Genomic DNA, 21,671 nt, shown 5'->3' with positions numbered 1-21,671 from the left:
GCACAAGGAAAGATGTCCATCAGTGAAACGAACCGCGTTGCAGCTTGAAGCCGAACGTCGTCTGTCCAAAGAGGAAGGTGTCGAGGTCGCGTGGTCCATGGTCGAGCAGGCGATGGACCCCGAAGATCACGAGGTGACCTTGGCGGAGGCGAAGTACTGGCTTGAGCGGTACTACAGCCTTGTCAAACGGGACACGGTTACCCCGTTCACCATCAACAACGGCCCGTACGAGCTGGACAACCGGGATCTCTGCTTCTGCTACTGCGGTTGCCGGGGGCGGACCTGGGGCTATGTGAGGGACTGGAGCCGGTCCCGGGAGGGGAAGGTCGAGGTCGTCGAGGCCCACTCCGGGCAAGGGGTGGACGGACACGAGACTCGAGCGATGGCGACGAACGATGTTGCTCGGAAATAAAATCGGGTGAACGAAATTGACTTGGCTGAGGCCCAGGGGTCCATGTGTCGGCGCGTCGCGGAACTCGGACGCGACTTGCTTGCCCGGAATTGGTTGACACCGCACATACGACGTCGTCGAAAACTGGTCGGCCGGGGAATACTGATGGCGTCGCCGAGGCAAAATTGGCCACTTCCGATCTTCGATGATTTGTGCCCGAGTGAGGGTCTCCAGTAGGTGTGTCCTTTATGGATTTTGATGCTGTGAAGGGGTCCTTGGGGGCGTTGAGTGCCCTGAAGGGCCCCTTCAGGGCATGAGAAGTGTCCAGTGGGGTGTGACTTGTGCGGTGAGAGTCGTTTGCCGTGGTCGCTGGGGTGGGAGAGGTGCACGCGGGAGTGAAGTGTCTTGGTGTGAGGGGGCCTGTTCTCGTCGCGCGAGCAAGGTTCCCTCGGTGCCTGTCCGATCAGTGGGTTCAGGTTCGACGTCCCCAACGCCCCGTTCGCGACACCGGCGCACCGTTCCCTGTCGGGCAGTCGAATTTTATGGGACTATTAGTCATCGGCCGATCGGGGCATCTTCTTCGACCGTCTCGTTCGATGAAAATGTTACCGATGGCCGAGTTTTCTTGGAATGGCGGAAAACCCAGGGTGAAGTGTTTCGTGGAGCTTTGTGCTTCGATGTCTGTTCGTCGTTTCGACTGCATTACGGAACCTGGGAAACCGGCCGCCGAGGGTGGCGTTGAAGGGGGAACCGCAGAACATTGACATCGTGAATACGACCGAGTCGTCTCTGCGGGAAGTTGGTTCGAATGTCGATGTCGAGCGTGGGTACACACGAATATTAGCTGAACTCGTAGGCAAAGATAAGGTTACCTGTGACAGTCACTTCTTCGACGATCTGGGTGCGAACTCGCTGCTGATGGCCCAGTTCTGCGCCCGGGTGCGGAAGCGGGACGAGCTGCCCCGGGTGTCGATCAGGGAGGTCTACCGGCACCCGACGATCCGCGACCTCGCCGCAGCGCTCACCGACACGGGCCCCGCGGATTCCCCGGTCGAGGCCCCGGCCGCGGCCGGGCCTGCCAGGGCACTGCGGTACCACCTCTGCGGGGTCGTGCAACTCCTGTTCTTCCTGGCCTACACGGGTTTCGTCGCGGCGGTCACCTCGGCGGGCGCCGCGTGGATCACCACCGGTTCCGACTTCACCGGGTACTACCTGCGTTCGGTGGTGTTCGGCGGCGCGCTGCTGGTACTGGCCGCGGTCTCGCCCGTCGCGGTGAAGTGGATACTCGTCGGCAGGTGGCGGCCTCGGGAGATCCCGGCCTGGAGCCCGGCGTATCTCCGGTTCTGGATCGTCAAGACGCTCGTACAGCGGAACGTGCTCGTGCTGTTCTTCACCGGGTCACCGCTGTACTCGTGCTATCTCAGGGCACTGGGCGCGAAGGTGGGCCGAGGGGTCACCGTGTTCTCGCGGACCGTGCCCGTCTGCACCGACCTGCTGACCATCGGGGAGGGCACGGTCATCCGGAAGGACTGCTCCTTCACCGGGTACCGGGCCCAGGACGGGATGATCCGGACGGGCGCGGTCACGTTCGGGGAGAACGTGTTCGTCGGGGAGATGACCACCGTCGATATCGACACGGCCATGGGCGCGGGATCGCAGCTCGGGCACGCTTCCTCGCTGCACTCCGGGCAGGCCGTGCCCTCGGGGGAGTGCTGGCACGGATCACCGGCACAACGCGCCGACGTGGACTACCGGCGAGCCGGTTCCGCCCGCTGCGGAAGCACATGGCGGGCCTTCTACGCCATTCGGCAGGTGCTGCTGATCGTGGCGGTGTACGCCCCGCTCGCGGTCGGCCTCGCGGATCTCGTGCTCGAACGCGCGCCGCGGCTGGCGACCCTGCTCGGCGATTCCGCGCTGCTCGACTTCGCGAGCTGGGCGTTCTATCGCGACGCCCTGATCGTTTCTCTCGTGCTCTTCTTCGGCCTCCGGTTCGCCGGCCTCCTGCTCGCGGTCACCGTGCCCCGGTTGTGCAAGCTCGCCCTCGAACCGGGGAAGGTGTACCGCCTCTACGGACTCCGCTACTCGCTGCACCGCACGATCCGGCTGCTCACCAACGTGACGTTCTTCAAGGTCCTCTTCGGTGACAGCTCCGCCATCGTGCACTACCTGCGGGCCCTCGGGTGTGAGCTGTCGAAGGCCGGGCAGACCGGTTCGAACTTCGGCCAGCAGGAGAAGTTCGAATCGCCGTATCTGTTGTCCGTCGGCAGCGGCACGATGATCGCCGACGGCCTGTCGGTCGTCAACGCCGACTACTCGAACACCTCCTTCCGGCTGGCCAGGGCCTCGATCGGGGGACGCAACTTCCTCGGCAACCACATCGTCTTCCCCGCCGGGGCGAAAACAGGCGACAACTGCCTGCTCGCCACCAAGGTCCAGGTGCCCCTCGACGGGGAGGTCCGCGAGGGTGTCGGCCTGCTGGGCTCACCCAGCTTCGAGATCCCGCGCACGGTGGACCGCGACCGGCGGCTGGCCGGCCCCGGAACCCCGGCCGAACTGCGGCGCGGCCTCGCCGCCAAGAACAGGCACAACGCCGCCACCATGGTGGTCTACGCGCTGGCGCAGTGGCTGTACTTCTTCTGTGTACTGCTGATCGCCTGGGCCACCAGGGACCTCTTCACCGGCCTCGGCGCACCGGCGATCGCACTGGGCTCCGTGGTGACCGTCGTATTCACCATCGTCTACTTCGTCCTCCTCGAACGCGTGGCGACGATGCTCCACCCGCTCGAACCGCTGAACTGTTCGATCTACGACCGTCGTTTCTGGCGGCACGAAAGGTTTTGGAAGATGTCCACCACCTTCTACCTTCAGCTCTTGAACGGCACCCCGTTCAAGAGCGTCGTGTGGCGGATGCTCGGGGTGCGGCTGGGCCGCCGGCTCTTCGACGACGGCTGCGTGATGTCGGAGAAGACACTGGTGAGGATCGGCGACGACGTCACCCTGAACGCGGGCTCGAACATCCAGTGCCACTCGCAGGAGGACGGCGGCTTCAAGCTCGACGGCATCGTCATCGGGTCCGGCTGCACGATCGGCACGGGCGCACTCGTCCACTACGGGGTCACCATGGGCGAGGGCGCGGTGCTCGCGCCCGATTCCTTCCTCATGAAGGGCGAAGAGGTCCCGGGGCACACGCACTGGGCGGGCAATCCCGCCGGTGAGGTCCGGGAACTCCGTGTGCCGCGCCCGCGCGCACGAACCTGAAGCCCCCGGACGTTTCTCCGGTAACGAAGTCCGCTACCGGAGAAACGCCGGCTTCAACGCCGGGGTACCCATTTCACCGCCCACAGCCCGTCGTTGGAGACGCTGCCGACGACCACGCCGGGGCCGTTGATCCCGGCGGCGTCGCTCTTGAGGGTGTTCGCCGGGGTGGGCAACGCGGCGACCGTGCCGTCCGGTGACCAGCGCACCGCGTGCGCGGCCGCCCGGCCCGAGCGTCGCCCGTGGCCGACGGCGGTCCCGGACCGGTTCACCGCCCGCGCGATGCTTTCCTGATCGCCGGGAAGTTCTCGCAACGCGCGGATCGTGCCGTCCCGGTCCCACCGGGCGGCGTGGCCGAGGGAGTTCGTGGTGGTATGCGAGGCACCCACGATCGCACCGGACGCGTTCACCCCGTTGGCCTCCGACGGGACGTCGCCGGCGAGCCCGGCCAGCCGCTCGACCCGGCCCGCGCGGTCCCAGCGCACGGCGTGGAAGTGGAATTCCGCGTCCTGCGAAACCCCGACGATTGTCCCGTCGCCGGTGATCGCCATCGCTTCGCTGCCGGTGTCGCCGGGCAGGGTGCCGAGTTCGGTGAAGCCTCCGCTGGGATCCCAGCGCACGGCGTGCTGCGTCCCGGCGCCGGACACCCCGACGATCACCCCGTCGTCGTTGACCGCGTTCGCGGTGGTGTAGGTCGAGCCGGGCAGTTCGGGCAGCACCGTCGCCGGGCCGCCGGGCGCCCACCGCACGGCGTGTTCCACGCCGCTCCCGTAGGAGTTGCCGACCACCACGCCCCGGTCGTTGACGGCGGTGGCGTTGCCGTCGGTGTGGCCGGGCGGGAGACCGAGCTCGGTGATCGTGGTGTCGGTGTCCCAGCGCACCGGACGCTCACGCAGATCGTCCGTGGTCGAGTAGCCGACCACCGTGCCGGCTTCGTTGATCCCCAGCGCGGCCGTGGAGTGCCTGCTGCCCGGCAACGACGGCAACGTGACCACGGTTTCGGCGGAAGCCGCGGTGGCCGGTGTACCGACCACCAGCCCGATTCCGCCCAGCAGCACGGACAATCCGGCGATTCCCGGCAGATGACACGCTCGTTTCGGCACGATGCCCCCTCACAGACCCGGTGATCGGCGAGCCCAGCCTGGCAAGGGGTCTTGGCGAGTGGTACCGCTCATCGCCACCGTGGCGTGGCAAACGGGTGATCATGAACCCGGTGGTTCCGCCTGGTCTCGCGCGGCCTCTTCGTTCATGGTGCCGTCGTGTTCCTGGGGCGCCGCGGTGACCGGTGTTCTCCGGGCTGGGTTCCCTCGGCCGTTCGCAGTACGGCGACGGCTGGCTTTGCCGGGATGTTCATGCCTTGTCCCGGGTGGTTTTCCGCTCGGTTGCGATCGTGGTGAACCGTGCGAGTGCGTCGGCGTCGTCGAGAGCCGCCGGATTGGCGACGCTGGCCGGTATCGCGCCTTGGAGGATGCGTTTTACCGGGACCTCGACTCGCTTTCCGGTCATGGTGTGCGGCAGCGCGGGCACGCCGATGATCTGGTCGGGCACGTGGCGAGGGGAGACCTCGGCCCGGATGCGGTCGCGGATGCGGGTGACGAGTTCGGGTGGCAGGTGGTGCCCGTCCGCGAGTACCACGAACAGGGGCATCCAGTAGCCGCCGTCGGGTTCCTCGACGCCGACGACGAGTGAGTCGGTGATTTCCTGGAACCGGTCGATGACCTCGTAGATCTCGGCGCTGCCCATGCGGACGCCGTATCGGTTCATGGTGGCGTCCGAGCGGCCGTGGACGAGGATACCGCCGCGGCTGGTGACGGTGGTCCAGTCGCCGTGGCGCCAGACTCCGGGGTAGGTGGAGAAGTAGGCGTCGTGGTAGCGCGCGCCGTCGGGGTCGTTCCAGAAGTACAGGGGCATCGACGGCATTGGCCGGGTCACGACCAGTTCGCCGACCTCGTCGGTGCGGGGGTTCCCTTGCTCGTCCCAGGATTCGAGGGCGACGCCGAGGACTCGGGCCTGCATTTCGCCCGGGTAGGAGGGGAGTGTGGGGACGCCGCCGGCGAAGCCGGAGACGATGTCGGTGCCGCCGCTGGCGGCGGCGAGCCAGGTGTCGGGCAGGACCTTGTGGATCCATTGGCTCGTGCCGGCGGGCAGCGGCGAGCCGGTGCTGCCGAGGCCGGACAGCCGGAGGCCGTGGGCGGCGAGATCGGTTTCTGCCTTGTGGGCGGCGATCAGGTAGGCGGCGCTGGTGCCGAGGAAGGTCAGCTGCTCGTTCGCGGCGAGCTGCCACAGGGCGTCGGGACCCGGCCAGCTCGGGCTGCCGTCGTAGAGCACGACGGTCGCCCCGAGCAGCAGGGCGGAGACCTGGATGTTCCACATCATCCAGCTGGTGCTGGTGTACCAGCTGAACCGGGACCCGGCGTCCAGGTCGGTGTGGAGTCCGAGGTACTTGAGGTGTTCGAGGGTGACGCCGCCGTGGCCGTGGACGATGCCCTTGGGCCGGCCGGTGGTCCCGCTGGAGTACAGCACCCACAGCGGGTGGTCGAACGGCACGGCGGTGGTTTCGAGGTCGTGCGCGTCCCGGGTGAGGGTGTCGAAGTGTGCGGTCCCGGGTGGCTGGGTGCGGCCGAGGTGCGGGACCCACACGGTGGCCCGGACCGAGGGGAGGAGGTGGCGGAGTTCGTCGTTCTGGGCGGAGCGGTCGTGTTCTTTCCCGCCGTAGCGGTAGCCGTCGGCGACGAACAGCACGGCGGGTTCGAGTTGGCCGAGGCGGTCGGCGGCGCCCTCGGGCGAGTATTCGGGGGAGCAGGCCGACCAGGTGGCGCCGACCGCGGCGGTGGCGAGGAAGGCGACGACGGTGGCGGTGATGTTCGGGAGGTAGCCGACGACGCGATCGCCCGGGCCGATTCCTCGCCGCCGGAGCCAGTGCGCGAGGGAGGCCACCTGGCTGCGGAGTTCGTCGCGGGTCACCTCGTTCCGGTGCCCGCCTTCGGAGACGGCGACGATCGCGGGCTGGTTTCCGGCGTGGCGCAGCGCTTGGTCGGCGTAGTTGAGCGTGGCGCCGGGAAACCAGGTCGCGCCCGGCATCTTGTCGTCGGCCAGTGCGCGGGTCGGGCGCGTGCGGAACGGGACGTCGTAGAAGTCGGCGATGGCCTGCCAGAACTCTTCGAGTTCGGTGGTCGACCAGCGCCAGAGCGCGTGGTAGTCGGCGAAGTCATGCCCACGCGCGGCCAGCCATCGGCCGAACGCCGCGAGCTGTGTGCGGTCGGCGGCTTCCGGCGTGGGTGTCCACATCGGAGGGTCGACGGGGTCAGCCGGCATTGTGCGCCCCGGTCATCATCGCCGCGACGTCCTCGGGCATGAGGAACGACGGCGGCGGGGGCGGGCCCCAGTTGAACAGGCTCCGCGCGCCTTCCCAGGTGCCGGGGGTCCAGAGCGCGTCGTCGACGATGCAGTCGATGTCGGAGTAGTACTCGGAGAAGTTGCCCGCCGGGTCCTTGAGGTACCAGAAGAAATTCGACCCGATGTGGTGGCGACCCAAACCCCAGACGTGCCGTTCGGGGTGTTCCTCCAGCATCGCCATCGCGCCGCGGCCGATCTCGTCGATGTCCTCTACCTGCCAGGAGGTGTGGTGCAGAAAGTTCACCGGGGCCTGCTGGACCAGCACGTTGTGGTGGTCGGTCGAGCAGCGCATGAACGCGGCCATCGAGGGGACGGCGTCGCTGATCTTGAACCCGATGCCCTCGGTGAAGAACCGCTGCGTGGCGGTCTGGTCGGTGGATCCGATGACGACGTGGCCGAGTTTGCGCGGGGTCACTCGGCCTTCGCGCTGGATGCCCGGTGCGCGGGTGTTGGCGCGTTCGATCCGGCCGGGTCCGTTGTACGGCGTCGGGTCGGCGGGCTGTTGCTCGATTCGGGGTGCCACCGAGATGACGGCCCGGAACCCGGCGATCGGTTCCTCGGTCACGAGCTTGTCGGCGGTTCGCTCGACGGGCAGGTCGAGGGCGCGGATCTGGCGTTCGATCCGGTCGAGGTCGTCCGGGTTTTCCGCGCCGACGCCCAGTTCGAGCAGGCGGCGCCGCGGTGCGTGCGCGAGTTTGAACTGTTCCCCGCCGTCGGCGGTGGCGAAGGCGTTCCCGCCGAGCGGTGTGAGGCCGAAGTCGGTGTAGTAGGCGGCGGTGTGCTCGACGTCGGGTACGCCGACGGTGATGGAGGTGAGGCGGTGCAGGGCCATGGTGGGTTTTCCTTCCCGGGCCGGGTTTCAGACGGACGCGGTGGTGTGCGGGTTGCCGGGAACGCAGCGCTGGCGGAGTTCGCCGATTCCCTCCGCCCACGTGACGACCTCGTCGCCGGGGGACAGGAACCGCTGCGGGTTCCGGCCGCCGCCCACGCCGCTGGGAGTGCCGGTGAAGATCAGGTCGCCCGGCAGCAACGGCAGGACCGCCGACAGGCGCTCGATCAGGACCGGTATCGAGAAGATCAGGTCGCCGGTACGGGCCTTCTGCACCTGTTCCCCGTTGACGGAGCAGCCGATTTCCAGGTCGGCGGGGTCGTCCAGTTCGTCGAGGGTGACCACGGCCGGGCCGATCGGCGCGAACCCGGGGAAGGACTTGCCGAGGCTGAACTGGGGTGCGGGCGGGACGAGCTGCCGGGTGCGCTCGGAGTAGTCCTGTCCGACGGTGAGGCCGGCGACATGCTGCCACGCGTTCTCCGCGGCGACGTGGCGGGCCTCGCGGCCGATGACGACGACCAGTTCGGCTTCCCAGTCGACGGTGTCGCCCGGCAGCGCGAGGTCGCCGCGAGGCCCGGTCAGGGAGCTGCGGAACTTGGTGAAAACCGGTGGTTCGACGGGGAAATCGAGCCCGGCCTCGATGGCGTGGCCGCGGTAGTTCAGGCCGATCGCGAACACCTGGGCGGGCTCCGGGACCGGTGCGCCGAGTGATGCCGGGTCGAAGGGCCGTGCCTCGGGCAGGGAGGCCGAGCCCGCCCAGGCGACGAAGCCCGGCCAGTCGCGGTACACAGTGGACGGATCGGGGCCGAACTTGCCGTTGCTGGCCTCTTCGACGTCGACGGCGCCGTTGTCGATGACCAGGACGAGCCGGCCGGAGAGATTGGCGATACGCATGGGAATTCTCCTCCTGAGAGCCGGGATCAGCGAAGTTCGGCGGCCAGTACCTGGGCCAGGGCGGCGCGCAGGACGGCGTGTGGGTCGTCGACTCCGCCGGTCGAGCGGAACGCGATGTAGCGGTCGGGGCGCACCAGAACCGCTCCGGTCGAGGAGATGCCGCGGTTCTTCAGCCAGGAGCAGCGCACGTCCACGAAGTCGGAGCCGAGGACGCCGACGGTGCCCGCCACGAGCGGCAGGTCGTTCGCCGCGGAGAGTTTGTCGGCGGCCTCGACCCAGGCCTGGCCTTCTTCTGCAGCCAGCAGCAGGAATTTGCCGCCGTGTACGAGGGTCCCGAGCGCGAGACGCTCGCCCTGGCTCTCGACGAACGCGTGCGGCATCGGATGCCCCGGCTTGGTGCTGGGCTCGTAGAGCCGGACCGGGTCGAGCGGCACGTACTCCGGGCTCCCGTCCGGCACGATCGCGGCGGAGTCGTAGCGGTAGCCGAATTCGACGTTGTGGTGCCGGAATTCCATGGTCTGCGAGCCGATCGCGCGGTTGAGCGCGTGCCGCTTCTCGGCCGCCCCCGGAAGGTCCTGCCACAGCGGGGCGAGTTCGGCCCAGTTCTCCTCCGCGGTTTTCTCCGTCGACAGGTTGAGGGCCTGGTCGAGGGTGAAGTGGTTCATCGCGTTGGCGATCGCGTTGTCGATGTTGTGCTGATCCACCGGCTTGCGCTCGGCCTCGTAGGTGTCCAGCAGGCCGTCGCCCGCGCGGCCGGCCAGTACCGCGGCCAGCTTCCAGCTCAGGTTGTAGACGTCGTGGATCGCCGAGGTCAGGCCAAGGCCGCCGGTCGGCGGGTGCCGGTGCGCGGCGTCACCGGCGAAGAACACCCGGTCCGCGCGGAACCTTTCCGCGATGACGCCTTCCATGACCCATTGGCTGATCCGGTGCACCGTGGGCACCAGTTCCGGCGGCAGCCCGAGGATGGCGCGCATCCGCGCGAGGACCTTCTCGTCCTGCATCGCGTCGGGGTCGTCGGTGGCGTACTGCATGTGGAAGACCCACTCCTCCGACGCCGGGCCCCACCGGTCCGGCCCCATCGGGACGAGCACGCCGCTCCACGAGCCGCCGAAGTCGGGGTTGACCAGCCAGCGGATCAGCACGTCGTCGTCGGTGGCCCAGGGCGACAGGTCCGCGGTCATGTGGATGGAGACCATCTTCATGATGTCCCGCGCCCCGTTCATCTCCACCCCGGTCAGCTTGCCGACCGTCCGGCCGCCGTCGGCTGCGATCAGGTACTGCGAGCGCACCTGGTAAGTCGTGCTGGCGTCCTTGTCTCGGACGGTCGCGGTGACGCCGTCGTCGTCCTGCGCCAGGTCGACGAGTTCGTGGTTGAACCGGACGCCGCCCGGATTCAGCTTCTCGGCGTGCTCCTTCAGCACCGGCTCGAGCCGGATCTGCGGCAGGTTGCAGGTGCGGCACGGGCTCGCCGCGACGTAGTCGGGGTCGGTGTAGCCACCGCCCCAGACCTCCAGCTCGCCCAGTTTGCGGCCGTAGCCCTCGTGCGGGCCCGCCAGGCCGGCGTACCAGCCGGTCGCGCGCATGTTCGCCGCCGGGGTGCTGCGCCGGTAGATCTCCGGGGCCACGCCGACCTCGGTGAAGATCTCCATCGCCCGCTGGTTGAGCACGTGGGCCTTCGGCAGCGTCGAGGTGGTCGGTAGCGCGCTCACCAGCAACGACTCGACACCGAGCGTGGACAGGGTCATCGACGCGGTGAGACCGGCGCCGCCACCGCCCACGATCAGGACGGGCACCCGGATGTCGGACATGAGCATCTCCTTGGTCGGGACCGACGATGCGCGGTCGAGAAGCTCCCGAAGGTCCCGGCGCCGCAGTCATCGTCGATGCATGGCGTGGGTCACAGCCTGAGCCCAGAATTTCGATCTGTCAAGAAAAAATCGATATTTGGACTGTGTACCTATTTTCTTCCGGTTGGCCCTAGACTGGCGGCATGGCCACCACGCCCGCCAAGCCCACTCGCGTCCACGAGGTCTACGACCGCATCCGCGGCAGCCTGCTGGGCGGAGAGCTGCCGCCCGGGAGCAAGCTCAAGCTGAACGACTTCGCCGGGCAGTACGCGGTGAGCCTGTCCGTCGTCCGCGAGGCCGTGACCCGCCTCGCCGGCGAAGGTCTGGTCGAAGCGTCGCCGCAGCGCGGCTTCGCCGTCGCGCAGCTGACGATCAGCGACCTCCAGGACCTGACCCGCACCCGCGTCCTGATCGAAACGCTCGCCCTCGCGGAGTCGATCAAGCATGGCGACCTGGCCTGGGAAGGTTCGGTCATCGCCACGCACCACACGCTGGCGCACACCCCGATGATGACCGCGCAGGGGCACGTCGACCCGGCGTTCACCCTCGCCCACCGCGCCTTCCACCACACCCTGCTCGCCGGCTGCGGCGTTTCGCGGCTCGAAGGCATCGCGACCGGCCTCCGCGACTGCGCGGAGCTGTACCAGCACTGGTCCCAGGAACTCGCCGGCGACACCGGCCGCGACGTCGCCGCCGAACACCGGCTGATCGCCGAACTCACCGTCGCACGCGACGAAGCCGGCGCGACCCAGGCACTGCGCGAACACATCGAACGCACGACGGCCGCCCTCGTCCGCTATGCCGAAGGACTCGACGGCACCGATGAACGAGCGCTGGCCTGAGCGTGCCGCGGCCCTCCCGCCGCTGCTCGGGGCGGGAGGGCCGCGGCACGCCCGGTCAGCCCAGCCGGGTGAAGAGCGCGCGGGCGTTCTCGGAGTCGATCGCGCGGGATTGTTCGGCGGTCAGGCCGCTTCGGGTGTCCAGGATTTCGGTGAAATGGGTCGCCACCGGCAGCGGGGCATAAGGGAAGTCGCTGCCGTAGAGGATGCGCGTGGGGTCGGCGAACCGGGTGAGCGCGCCGAACACGTATTCGCCCGACGACAGCGCGGTGTCCCAGTAGAAGCTGCGGAACCGGGCCAGGAGTTCGTCTTCGGTGGGACCGGCGGGTTTCAGCGCGGTCTGGATCTGGCAGAACCGCAACGCCGCGTAGGGCACGAACCCGCCCGCGTGCGAGAGGATGATCCGCACGTTCGGGTACCGCTCGGTGATCCCGTGGACCACCATGTGCACCGCGTTGCGGGTGGTGTCGAACGGATAGTCCACCATCGGCCCGGGAACCTCGGGCAGCACCGGGAGAAGCGGGTGCCCCGGGTGGATGAACACCACCGCTTGGCGCCGGTCCAGCGCCTCCCACAACGGCGCGTACCGGTCGTCGCCGAGGTAGACGCCTTCGTAGTTCGACAGCAGCACCACGCCGTCGACGCGCAGCTGGTCGAAGGCGTAGTCGACTTCGGCGACCGCGCCTTCGACGTCAGGCAGCGGGAGAGTCGCGAAGTTCCCGAACCGGTCCGGGCGCTCGCGGACGAGTTCGCCGGTGTAGTCGTTGACCCGGCGGGCCATCTCTCGACGCGCCGCGCCTTCCCAGCCCGCGACGCTCGGGGCGGTCAGCGACAGTACGCTCGTGGTGATGCCGTTGGCGTCCATGAATTTCAGGTGGTCGTCCGGCGTCCACTGTGGAACTGTCCAGCCCGACGGGTCGCCGCCGTGCTGAGCGAGGGCCTCGCCCCAGAAGGGAGGGACCAGGTGAGTGTGGACGTCGATGCGTTCGTGTTCGCTCATGACTCCACCGTCTCTCCCGGGAGCCGGCGGCGGGAGGGGGAGGATTCGATCCCCCACCTGATCGGGTCACGCTGATGGCCCGCGATCCGCGGCTCGCCCAGCTCGGGGCGTTCCTGCACGCCCGCCGCGACGAAGCGCCGCCGCCCGCCGACGCTGAGCCTCGGCGCCGCCAGGTGCCCGGTCTCCGCCGCGCCGAGGTCGCCGCCCGCGCGTTCGTCAGCGACGAGTACTACACCCGGATCGAACAGGGCCGGGTCCTGCCCAGCGCCGACGTGATCCGCCGCGTCGCCGCCGCGCTCGGACTCGACGACGACCAGACCCGCTACACGCTCGATCTCATCTCCGACGCCGACACTCCACCGGAGAACCCCGAACCGAGCGATCCGCTGCGCCGGCTCGTCGACCGGATGGGTGAAGTGCCCGCGGTCCTCGTCGGACCGGCGACCTCGGTCCTGGCCTGGAACGCCGCCGCCGCACGACTGCTCACCGACTTCGCGGCGGTCCCGCCGCACCTGCGCCGATACGTGCAAATGCTGTTCAACGACCCCGTCCTCCAGAGCCGCTTCGTGGACCTGGAAGCCATGCGGCGCACCGTCATCGGCATCGTGCGCGCGAGCACTCTCGCGGGCCCGCCCACCGGCGACTGGATCGACGAACTGCTCCGCACGAACCCCGACTTCGGCACCCTCTGGGAACGCAACGACGTCGTACGGCCGCACACCAGCCTCCGGGTACGGCTCCGCACACCGGAGGGCACCGAGGAGACACTCGACCAACTGGTCCTGCAAGTGGTCGACGACCCTCACCAACGGCTGATCGCGTTCGTCCCGGCCACCTGACCACCATCAACCCGGGCAGGGAGGCGCCACCCCGGACGGCGTGGCGTGTCCGGCCAAGTAGCACACGCCACGCCGAGCCGGGGAAGGGAAGACATCAGCGTCTCGCCGCGTATTTCCGCGCGCAGGGGGCGAAGGGCCCTTCTCGGGTGATGCATCTGCGTCATGGTGACGCCGTTCGTGCCCACGCGGTGCGCCGAACGCGGGCAGGGGAACCCGGGAGTACACAAAGGACGGTTCACGGCCTGCGGCGCGAGCGGAGTACCGCGAGGGTCGCCACGATGCCGGTGACCGCCCCGGCCGCGGCCGAGGCCAGCGACGCCCGGCGCGGCCGGACCACCGGCCGGATCACCGCGGGCCCCGGCGGCGCGGGGGCCCGCACGGGCGCGTCGTGCGCGGTTGCGGTCCACGCGGTGATCACCACCACCATCCGCGACACCAGCGCGATGAAGAACAGGATGCCGATCGCCGAACCGAGCGCGAGCGCCGCCGGCGACTTGCTGACGATACCGATGAAGACACCGCCCGCCTGCTTCAGCAGCTCGAACCCGATCGCCGCGACGAGCGCGCCGCGCATCGCGCTGCGCACCCCGACCGGTTCCCTCGGCAGTTTCGCGAACACCCACAGGAAGACCAGCCAGTCGGCGAGCAGCGCGATCGGGATGGACAGCACCGAGACGAGGGTGTGCGCCCATTCGGCGTGCGCGAGCGGGCTGAGCCGCAGCAGGAAACCGCCGAGCACGCCGCCGGAGGCGGTCAGCGCGAACGACACCATCAGCGCCGCGGTCAGGCTCAGCAGGGCGAGCAGGTCCTTGACGATCGTGCGCAGCAACGGCTGACGCGGCGGGTGCTTGTCCCACATCGCGGTCAGCGCGTCCCGCAGCGCGTTCATCCAGTTCCAGCCCGAGTAGAGCCCGATGGCGAGACCGGCGAGCCCGACCTTCGTGCGCTGGTCGATGAAACCGGTGAGCAGCGCGATCAGGTTGTCGCCGAACGGCCCCGGCACCGCTCGCCCGATCGCCTGCAGCATCGTGTGCACCAGTTCGGGCTGCCCGGCGAGCACGAACCCGGCCACCGACATCCCGACCATCAGCATCGGCACCAGCGAGGTCAGGGTGAAGTAGGAGATCGAGGCCACGTAGTGGTAGCCGTTGTAGTCGACATAGCGGTCGATGGCCCGCACCAGGTGGTCGAGCCACCGGTACCGCCCCCGCAGGCGCGTCCACGCGCCGTCCCCGGCGGCCGTCCGTGATCGTTGTCTGGTCACCGCCTACATCTACCTCACCGCCTCTTGCCGGAGGCGATCGCGGGGCCGTGTCCCCGGCGCGACGCGGTGCCGGGGGAGTGCGGCGGGTGGTAGGACCGGATCATGACCCCGACCGCGCGTGATCTCTGGCTCCTGCCCAAGGCCCACCTGCACCTGCACCTGGACGGCGCGATGCGCCGCACGACACTGGCCGAGCTCGCCGGCCGGGCGGGCATCGAGGCGCCGCTGCCGACCGGCTACGGCTCGTTCGCCGCGTTCACCGGCACCATCACCGCCGCCGCGCGGTGCCTGCGTACCCCGGAGGACGTGGTGCGGGTGGTGGACGAGATCGCCGAGGACACCGCGTCCGCCGGCGGCGTCTGGCTCGAACTCTCGATGTGGCCGGGGCTGTTCGAGGGCAGGCTGGGCACGGACGCCGCCGCGGTCGAGGTCGTCCTGCGGGCCGCCCGGCTGGCCGCCGGGCGGCAGGGGGTGGGCATCGGCCTGGTGCTGGCGGCCAACCGTGATCACGGGCCCGATGCCGCCCTGGAGATCGCCCGGCTGGCAGCCGGGCGCGCCGCCGACGGCGTGGTCGGATTCGGTCTGGACGGCGACGAGAAGAGTCACCCGCCCGCGTCGTTCGCCGAGGCGTTCGGCGTGGCCCGCGCCGCCGGGTTACCCGCGCTCCCGCACGCCGGCGAACTGCTCGGCGCGTCCAGCGTCGCCGACGCCGTCGACGTGCTGGGCGCGCGCCGCGTCCTGCACGGAGTCCGCTGCCTGGAGGACCCGGGGCTCGTGGCCAGGCTCGCCGAAGAGGGGATCGTGCTCGACGTCTGCCCGACCAGCAACGTACTGCTCTCGGTCGCGCCGTCGCTGGAGGAGCATCCGTTGCCCGCGCTGCTGGCCGCCGGGATCCCGTGCACGGTCAACGCCGACGACCCGCTGCTGTTCGGCAGCGATCTGCTCGGGGAGTACGAAAACTGCCGCCACCGGATGGGACTGACCGACGAGCGGCTCGCCCGGATCGCGGCGACCTCGCTGCGTGCTTCGGCGGCGCCGGAGGACCTGGTGGCCACCGCGCTGCGTGGGATCGAGTTCTGGCTCGGCGCCGCCGGTCAGTCGTCGTAGGGATCGTCGGCGGCGGAACGGAAATCCCAGTCCGAGGCCAGTGCCGGGTCGATGATCGCGAACCGGGTGCCGAGCGGATCCGACAGCACGGCGACCTTGCCCAGCGCGGAGGTGTAGGGACGGAAACGCAGTTTGGCGCCGAGGGTACGGGCCTGGTGGAGGGTGTGGTCGAACCCGTGGTCGGGGTCGACGGCGAAGTGCGCGATCCAGCGCGGCGGGACGTCGTCGGGCGTGCCGGGTGCCATCCGGACCCGGCCGAGCACCGAGTCGCCGCCGGTCGTGTAGACCATGTAGTCGACGTCGCGGCCGTCCCCGAACTGACGTTGTTCGTAGCCGAACAACCGCTGGTAGAAGCGGTCGGCCTGGTGTGCGCGGTGGGTGACGAACTCCAGCCACACCAGCGATCCCGGCTCACCCGCGACGAACACCCACTCCTCGTCCGGCGCGGCCAGCCCGACGGTGGCGCCGCCGGGGTCGTCGGCGAGCGCCTTCGCCCCGACACCGGGGACGACGTGGGGCCGGGTTTCGAGCAGGGTGCCGCCGAGCCGGCTCACCTGGTAGGCGGTGTCCGCCAGATCGGGGGCCGCGAGGTAGGGCGTCCAGTCCCGCACGAGCCGGGGCTGGACGCGGATCCCGGCGACCGGTTCGCCCGCCAGCACCGCCACCGGGTAGTCCTGTCCGGCGCCGTCACGCAGCACGCGGTAGTCCCAGCCGAAAAGGGCCTGGTAGAACCGCATGCTGCGGTCGGGGTCGCTGGTGGCCAGCTCCATCCAGCACGGGCTGCCGTGCGCCACGGGCGTCATCGCGCCCGCTCCCGCGACGGGGACCGGGGCGGATCGGGGCGGGTGGGGAGGTTCGGGACGATCATGGACCAGACCGTATCGGCTCTTCGGCACGACGGGGCAAGTCCGTGGGCGCCACCTCAGTCCTGGTCCCCGCCCTTCGCCGGGGCGCGGACGATCGCCACGGGGCAGTCGGCGTGGTAGAGCACCGCGTGGCCGACCGAGCCGAGCAGTACACGCCACAGCTCCCCGCCGCCATGGCTGCCGACCACCAGCAGGGTGGCGTCGGCGGAACGGTCCAGCAGCGCCTTCGCCGCCAAGTCCGCCACGACCTCGTGGGTGAGCCCGACGCCGGGATGGCGCCCGGCCCACGGCCGCAGCCGCCGCCGCACGGATTCGGTCGCGGCCGCCCGCAGCTCGTCCTCCTCGGGGCCGAGGGCGTGACCCGGCACGCCGACCCCGGTGGCCGTGCCGAGCGGGGTGTCGAGCGCGGGGTTCAGCCACGCGTGGACCGCGTGCACCGCGAGACCGTGTCGCTCCGCGAAGGCGAAGGCGAACCCGGTCGCCTCGGACTCCTCGTCGGAGCCGTCGACCCCGAGCACCACCGGGCCCGCGTTGGCCGGGTGCGGTGCCGGGCCCCGCACCACGACCACCGGCCGGAAGGCGGTGCGGGCCACCTCCGCCGCCGTCGAGCCGAGCAGGAGCCGGGCGAACGCGCCGGAGCCGGACGCGCCGAGCACGATCATGGCCGCGTCGGTGTCCTCGGCGACCGCGAGCAGCGCCTCCTCGGGCGGGCCGTCACGCAACGCGGTTTCGACGCCGGTGCCCGGATACTGGCGCCGGAGGTCCGCGGCGAGCGCGTCGAGACTCCGCCGCGCGTCGAGGATGACGTCCTCGGTGGTGGGTGGCCCGGCCAGCGGCGCGGCGAGGAGATCGGTCCCCGGCGGCGGCCGCCGCCCCCGCGCCGACCGCACCAGCAGCAGTCCCCGGCCCATCGCGGCCGCCTCGGCCGCCGCCCAGGTCACCGCCTGGCGGGCGCCGTCCGAGCCGTCGGTGCCCACCACGACGGGGCCGTCGCCGGTGATTTCGTCCGTGGTCATGGTTCCGCCCTTTCCCGTGCCTTCGTCAAGCGGCTTCCCGGTGCGCACCGGCGATCCGGGTGAGGACGTCCGCGACGAGCGCGGGCTCGCCGACGGTCACCGTGACCGTCGGATGCCGCTGCTCGCCGAACGGCCCGGGAACCGGTTCGTGACACCGGATGCGGACACCGGGCAGCGTGGTCGTGCGCACGAGGAGACCGTGGCCGGGGGAGAGCCGGACGCCGCGCTCGCGCGACAGGCAGCCGTCGGTGACCTCCGCACCGGCCACAGTGGACAGAGGGATCGGCAGGACGCGGCGGCCGATCCGGATCAGGAGGCCGTCGCCGTCGAGGTCGAGGCCGCTGTCCTCGTCGAGTATCTCGCCCGGCCAGCGGAGCCCGCTGTCGACGGTGAAGCCGGCGTGCAGCCGGTATCGCACCACGGTCCGCGTGGCCTGGTGGGTGGTCATCGCTCACTCCGGCGCCGAAAACGGCGGGACGTCCGGGTCGTCGTCCGCGGGTGGTTCCGGATCGCGCCACTGCTCGGCGCGGCTCGGTCCGTTGCCGCGGAGCATGCCGTCGAGTTCGGCCTTGAGCTGGTCGTCTTCGCGGGGCGAGTGCTGATCGCTTTCGCGGTGCATGACGGCCTCCTTCCCGGGTGTGTCCGTGCACCTCCCGGGTTGCCCGCCGGGCGCGGGGCCAAACTCCGCCGGGGCATCGGTCATTCCAGCGTGGCGCCGGTGCCGGGGTGGTCCTCCCGGCGGCGGCGCTGGGCCCGGCGCTGCCGTTCCCGTTTGCTGTAGGCGGCGCGATGGATGGCCTCCTCGGTTTCCAGGCTGGAGCCGAGGGCACCGGCGATCGTGCCGAGCGAGCTGGACAGCCACGACAGGGTGGCGTAGTCGGCGAGGGTCACGGGATGACGCAGCATCGTTTCGAGGTACTCGCCGGAGATGACCGCCGTCGCCGCGACGAGCGTGAAGGTGAACAACACCGCGTACATGCAGCCGACGCCGAGATAGAGGGTGAGCACGCTGGCGAGGTTGAACAGTCCCGCCCTGGCCCGGCGCAGGCCCTCGTGCGGCCGTTCCCACAGTCCGTTGTGGACGATCAGCCAGGACACCATCGCGGTCACCGCGACCATGCTGATCATCGCCAGGCGCGGCGGGCTGAGCGCGTCCGCCATCGCCCAGATGGTCGGGTAGAAGATGCCGAACGCGGCGGCGGCCGACGCCGCGGCGATCGCCTTGGACAGGCTCGGCACCAGCCGCCACGGCCGGTTGTCGCGCACCATGCCCAGCAGCAGGCGCGTGTGGCCGCGCCAGCCGGTCAGCACGAGGCGCACGTCCTGGTCGCTGCCGGGCACCGGTTCCCGCCGGATCGGCCGGAACCGGCGCCCGCGTGGTGGGCCCTGGCGGGCGCCGGTGGCCTCGGCGGGGTCGAGGACGAGGGTGACCAGGTCGGTGATGGTGGCGCGAAGGCGGCCGCGCAGCGGGGCGAAGCCGAGCGCGGGCAGCGAGATCATCGCGGCACGCGCGCCGATGGCGGCCTCGGCCAGCACGGTGCGCCGCCCCTCGTGCCGGGGCAGATCGGTCAGGCAGACCACGAAATCCCAGTCCCGGCCGGGATCCAGCGTCCGTGCCCGTTCGGCGACCGGCAGCCGCCCGTCCGGGTCGAGTGTCAGCGGCTCGGCGCGCACCTCGACCTTCCACCGGACCCGGTGGTCGAGGCGGGCGAGCGCCTTCTCCACGCTGGGTGCCACCCGCCGGGCCAGCGTCGCGGACGGACCCGGGTCCGCCACCAGCCCGAGGGTCACCGTCCTGGTGTCGCCTTCGGACATCCCGAGCCCCGGCCTGCCCGTCCTACAGGGCGGGTCGGCGCACGGCGGGCAGTCGGTCGAAGGCGTCCACCAGCGCGGCGACGACGTCGGGATGGCCCAGCGGCAGCGGCGCGGGAACCCGGTCGTCCTCGCCGCCCGTGCTGTGCGCGACGATCTCGACCTCGACGCCTTCCTCCCGCAGCCCGGCGATCCGGGTGCCGTGTTCGCGCAGCCAGTCCTCGTCGGCGGCCCGTGCGTGGTCCGCTTCGAGGAAGCTCTCGGCGGCCGGGTCCACCAGCAGTACCGCCCGCACCGCGGACGGCCGGTGCTCGGCCAGGAGCAACGCCTCCTCGCCGAACGGCCCGCTCGCGACGAGGTCGGTCATCGGGAGCGGCCCGTCGGCGTGCGCGAGCACGTGTTCGCACGCGTGGAGCGCGCCTTCGGCGGGGAGCCGGGCCCAGACGATTTCGCGGTCCTCGGTGAACGGCCGCCAGGTGGCGGGCAGTTCGTCGTGTTTGCCCGCGCCCGCCGGATCGAGGACGAGCACCCGCCGCCCGCCGGGCACGCCGTGCACGACCACCGGGGGCCCGGCCGCGCGGACCGGATCGGGTTCGGGAGTGCCGGGCATGCGTTGTCCTCCGTTCGTTTCCGTGGAGCCACGGTGTGCCGTGGCTCCACGGAAACGGGTACCCGGCCGCGCGGGAGGAAAACAGGGCGGGTCAGCAGGGCAGGGTGCCGCTGCGCAACGCGTGCTTGTCGTCGTTGTCGTCGTCGGACCAGACGACCGGCTTGCGCCCGGACGCGCAGGCCTGCTGCGGCGCGATCGCGAAGCCCTCGTTGTTGTAGTTGGGCATCCCGGACGGCCGGTCGTAGGTGGCGCTGACCGCGAACTTGCCCTGCGCGGTGATGTCGAGCGTGGTGGAACGGCCGTCGCAGTTGTCGTCGCACACCGCCCACAGGTGACCGGTCGAGGGCTCGAACTCGAGGTCCATCACCGCGGGCAGTCCACTCGGGATGGTGGCGACGCGGGTGTACTCGCCTTTCTGCCCGAGCGCGTAGGCGTAGACGGTGCCGTTGTCCTCCAGCCCGACGAAGAACAGGCCGCCGCCGTGACCGGGGTACTTGGCCGGGTCGTAGGCGGCTTTGGTGTGCTCGTCGCGGAACTTGTGCGCGGTCAGGAACGAGTCGGGGATCCAGGAGATGCCCTCGAGCCCCTTGTTGGCCCCCGCCGACGGAAGATCGTCGGTGAGATCCCACTCAGCGGTAGCTTTGAGGGTGCTCGCGGACGAGGCCGGGTCGAAGCGGAGCACCTGCATCTTGCTGTCGTCACCCTTGTCGTTGTCGCGCTCCGTGGCGGCGAACACGCCCTCGGGGGTGGAGACCACGCCTTCCGCGTCGGGGTCGCCGCTGCCGTCGTGGTAGCGGAGCTTCTTGCCCTTCGCCCAGCCGCCGGAGGGGTCCGGACGCCACTTCGCGCCGTCGGGCACGAGGCGGTAGAGCGTTCCCGGGCCGTTCTTCACCGCCCACAACACGCTGGGGCTCTGGAAGGACAGGCCGCTCAGGTTCTTGCCGAACACGTTCGAGCCGTCGGCGACGGCGACCGCGGAGCCGCCCGGCCACGCGGCGTGGGGAGCCGCCGAGGCCGGCCCGGCGGCGAGACCGGTGACGGCGACGGCGAGCGCGGCCGCGGTGATTCGTCCTGTTCCACGCCAGTGCTTACGCAATGCAGCCGCTCCTTTTCGCTGGGTTCGGGCCGGAAGCAGCAGAAGTTGAGCACACGGCCGGTCGGCGAGGCAAGATCCGATTCCGTGAAAACGCTGGTGTGGCACTAAACCAGGGGAACAAGCGGTGTCCGGGAGGTGATGTCCCGGTGACGGCTCGGATTTCCCGGCCAGCGGTACCTCGCCGACCGGTGATCGCGGTGGCCCATGCGCCCCAATGTGGCGTTCGGTGCGTCCAACGCACCCAATGCCACATTGAGGTTTTCTCAGTAGCGGTTGGGGGTGTGCTGGTGTCGCGAATGTCGCATTGCCGACGTTCAGCGTCGCGAATGTCGCATTCGTGACATCGTCTGAGCCGAAGCCCGGGTCCCGGGCGGAGCGCTGGGGATGGTGAGCGTTGCTGGTGGCCTTTCCCGGGGCACACGGGGTGCTGAAGGACGCTTTCAGTGCGTTGGCCGCGCTGAAGGACGCCTTCAGTGCGCTGAGCGCACCGAAGGCGTCCTTCAGCACACCCCGGGCGCCAGAACTCACCACTCCCAGTGAGAAAACCTCATTGGGCGCTGGAGTCCGCAAAGGACATACCTGTCAAGCCAGGACGCCGCCCGGCCGAAGC

The 21,671-nt window shown here is 70.1% G+C and carries 19 protein-coding genes; 5 read left to right on the top strand and 14 right to left on the bottom strand.

The window, feature by feature from the left end:
* Positions 1-22 precede the first annotated feature (22 nt).
* Both ABD987_RS00595 and ABD987_RS00590 read left to right on the top strand, forming a co-directional pair.
* Positions 23-412, top strand: a complete 390-nt coding sequence (locus tag ABD987_RS00595) for a hypothetical protein (RefSeq protein WP_345385626.1) — start codon at positions 23-25, stop codon at positions 410-412.
* Between the two features lie 711 nt (positions 413-1,123).
* Positions 1,124-3,649, top strand: a complete 2,526-nt coding sequence (locus ABD987_RS00590; protein WP_378273144.1) for a Pls/PosA family non-ribosomal peptide synthetase — start codon at positions 1,124-1,126, stop codon at positions 3,647-3,649.
* Between the two features lie 53 nt (positions 3,650-3,702).
* On the opposite strand, the gene ABD987_RS00585 is transcribed toward ABD987_RS00590, so the two are convergent.
* From ABD987_RS00585 to ABD987_RS00565, 5 genes are all read right to left on the bottom strand, one after another.
* Positions 3,703-4,749, bottom strand: coding sequence for a hypothetical protein (locus tag ABD987_RS00585; protein ID WP_345385624.1), 1,047 nt, complete (start codon positions 4,747-4,749; stop codon positions 3,703-3,705).
* A 247-nt stretch (positions 4,750-4,996) separates the two neighbouring features.
* The gene (locus ABD987_RS00580) at positions 4,997-6,934 is read right to left on the bottom strand and encodes an acetoacetate--CoA ligase (RefSeq protein WP_345385622.1); all 1,938 of its coding nucleotides are present in this window, start codon (positions 6,932-6,934) and stop codon (positions 4,997-4,999) included.
* 16 nt (positions 6,935-6,950) lie between these two features.
* A complete protein-coding gene (locus ABD987_RS00575; RefSeq protein WP_345385620.1) occupies positions 6,951-7,874 on the bottom strand; it encodes a VOC family protein in 924 nt (307 codons plus the stop codon).
* 27 nt (positions 7,875-7,901) lie between these two features.
* A complete protein-coding gene (locus ABD987_RS00570; protein ID WP_345385618.1) occupies positions 7,902-8,765 on the bottom strand; it encodes a fumarylacetoacetate hydrolase family protein in 864 nt (287 codons plus the stop codon).
* 26 nt (positions 8,766-8,791) lie between these two features.
* Positions 8,792-10,573, bottom strand: coding sequence for an FAD-dependent monooxygenase (locus ABD987_RS00565; RefSeq protein ID WP_345385616.1), 1,782 nt, complete (start codon positions 10,571-10,573; stop codon positions 8,792-8,794).
* Between the two features lie 182 nt (positions 10,574-10,755).
* On the opposite strand from ABD987_RS00565, the gene ABD987_RS00560 reads away from it, so the two are divergent.
* Positions 10,756-11,454 carry a GntR family transcriptional regulator gene (locus ABD987_RS00560; RefSeq protein WP_345385614.1) on the top strand — a complete coding sequence of 233 codons (699 nt, stop codon included), beginning with the start codon at positions 10,756-10,758 and terminating at the stop codon, positions 11,452-11,454.
* 55 nt (positions 11,455-11,509) lie between these two features.
* On the opposite strand, the gene ABD987_RS00555 is transcribed toward ABD987_RS00560, so the two are convergent.
* Positions 11,510-12,451, bottom strand: a complete 942-nt coding sequence (locus ABD987_RS00555) for an amidohydrolase family protein (protein ID WP_345385612.1) — start codon at positions 12,449-12,451, stop codon at positions 11,510-11,512.
* 74 nt (positions 12,452-12,525) lie between these two features.
* Here ABD987_RS00555 and ABD987_RS00550 point away from each other — a divergent pair, with 74 nt between their 5' ends.
* Positions 12,526-13,290, top strand: coding sequence for a helix-turn-helix domain-containing protein (locus ABD987_RS00550; RefSeq protein WP_345385610.1), 765 nt, complete (start codon positions 12,526-12,528; stop codon positions 13,288-13,290).
* Positions 13,291-13,525: 235 nt separating this feature from the next.
* Here ABD987_RS00550 and ABD987_RS00545 read toward each other — a convergent pair whose 3' ends face one another.
* Positions 13,526-14,554 (bottom strand): YhjD/YihY/BrkB family envelope integrity protein, encoded by a 1,029-nt coding sequence (locus ABD987_RS00545; protein WP_345385608.1) that lies wholly within the window; start codon positions 14,552-14,554, stop codon positions 13,526-13,528.
* A 102-nt stretch (positions 14,555-14,656) separates the two neighbouring features.
* Between ABD987_RS00545 and add the strand changes: the two genes are divergently transcribed.
* A complete protein-coding gene (add, locus tag ABD987_RS00540; protein WP_345385606.1) occupies positions 14,657-15,661 on the top strand; it encodes an adenosine deaminase in 1,005 nt (334 codons plus the stop codon).
* Here add and ABD987_RS00535 read toward each other — a convergent pair.
* The 7 genes from ABD987_RS00535 to ABD987_RS00505 form a co-directional block, all read right to left on the bottom strand.
* Positions 15,649-16,464 carry a VOC family protein gene (locus tag ABD987_RS00535; RefSeq protein WP_345385604.1) on the bottom strand — a complete coding sequence of 272 codons (816 nt, stop codon included), beginning with the start codon at positions 16,462-16,464 and terminating at the stop codon, positions 15,649-15,651. The two genes, add and ABD987_RS00535, sit on opposite strands and share 13 nt — an antisense overlap.
* A gap of 119 nt (positions 16,465-16,583) precedes the next feature.
* Positions 16,584-17,543 (bottom strand): universal stress protein, encoded by a 960-nt coding sequence (locus ABD987_RS00530; protein ID WP_345385602.1) that lies wholly within the window; start codon positions 17,541-17,543, stop codon positions 16,584-16,586.
* A 25-nt stretch (positions 17,544-17,568) separates the two neighbouring features.
* Complete coding sequence (locus ABD987_RS00525; protein WP_345385600.1) at positions 17,569-17,991, bottom strand: hypothetical protein; 423 nt, start codon at positions 17,989-17,991, stop codon at positions 17,569-17,571.
* A 3-nt stretch (positions 17,992-17,994) separates the two neighbouring features.
* Entirely contained in the window at positions 17,995-18,162 is a 168-nt protein-coding gene (locus ABD987_RS00520; protein WP_345385598.1) for a hypothetical protein, read from the bottom strand.
* Between the two features lie 80 nt (positions 18,163-18,242).
* Positions 18,243-19,358: a hypothetical protein gene (locus ABD987_RS00515; RefSeq protein ID WP_345385596.1), complete on the bottom strand. Its 1,116-nt coding sequence runs from the start codon at positions 19,356-19,358 to the stop codon at positions 18,243-18,245.
* Positions 19,359-19,380: 22 nt separating this feature from the next.
* Positions 19,381-19,965, bottom strand: coding sequence for a hypothetical protein (locus ABD987_RS00510; RefSeq protein ID WP_345385594.1), 585 nt, complete (start codon positions 19,963-19,965; stop codon positions 19,381-19,383).
* A 91-nt stretch (positions 19,966-20,056) separates the two neighbouring features.
* A complete protein-coding gene (locus tag ABD987_RS00505; protein WP_345385592.1) occupies positions 20,057-21,061 on the bottom strand; it encodes a hypothetical protein in 1,005 nt (334 codons plus the stop codon).
* Positions 21,062-21,671 lie beyond the last annotated feature (610 nt).

Origin of the sequence: Amycolatopsis samaneae (assembly GCF_039541975.1) — a bacterium.
GTDB lineage: Bacteria > Actinomycetota > Actinomycetes > Mycobacteriales > Pseudonocardiaceae > Amycolatopsis > Amycolatopsis samaneae.
This window is presented reverse-complemented; position numbering and strand designations above follow the sequence as displayed.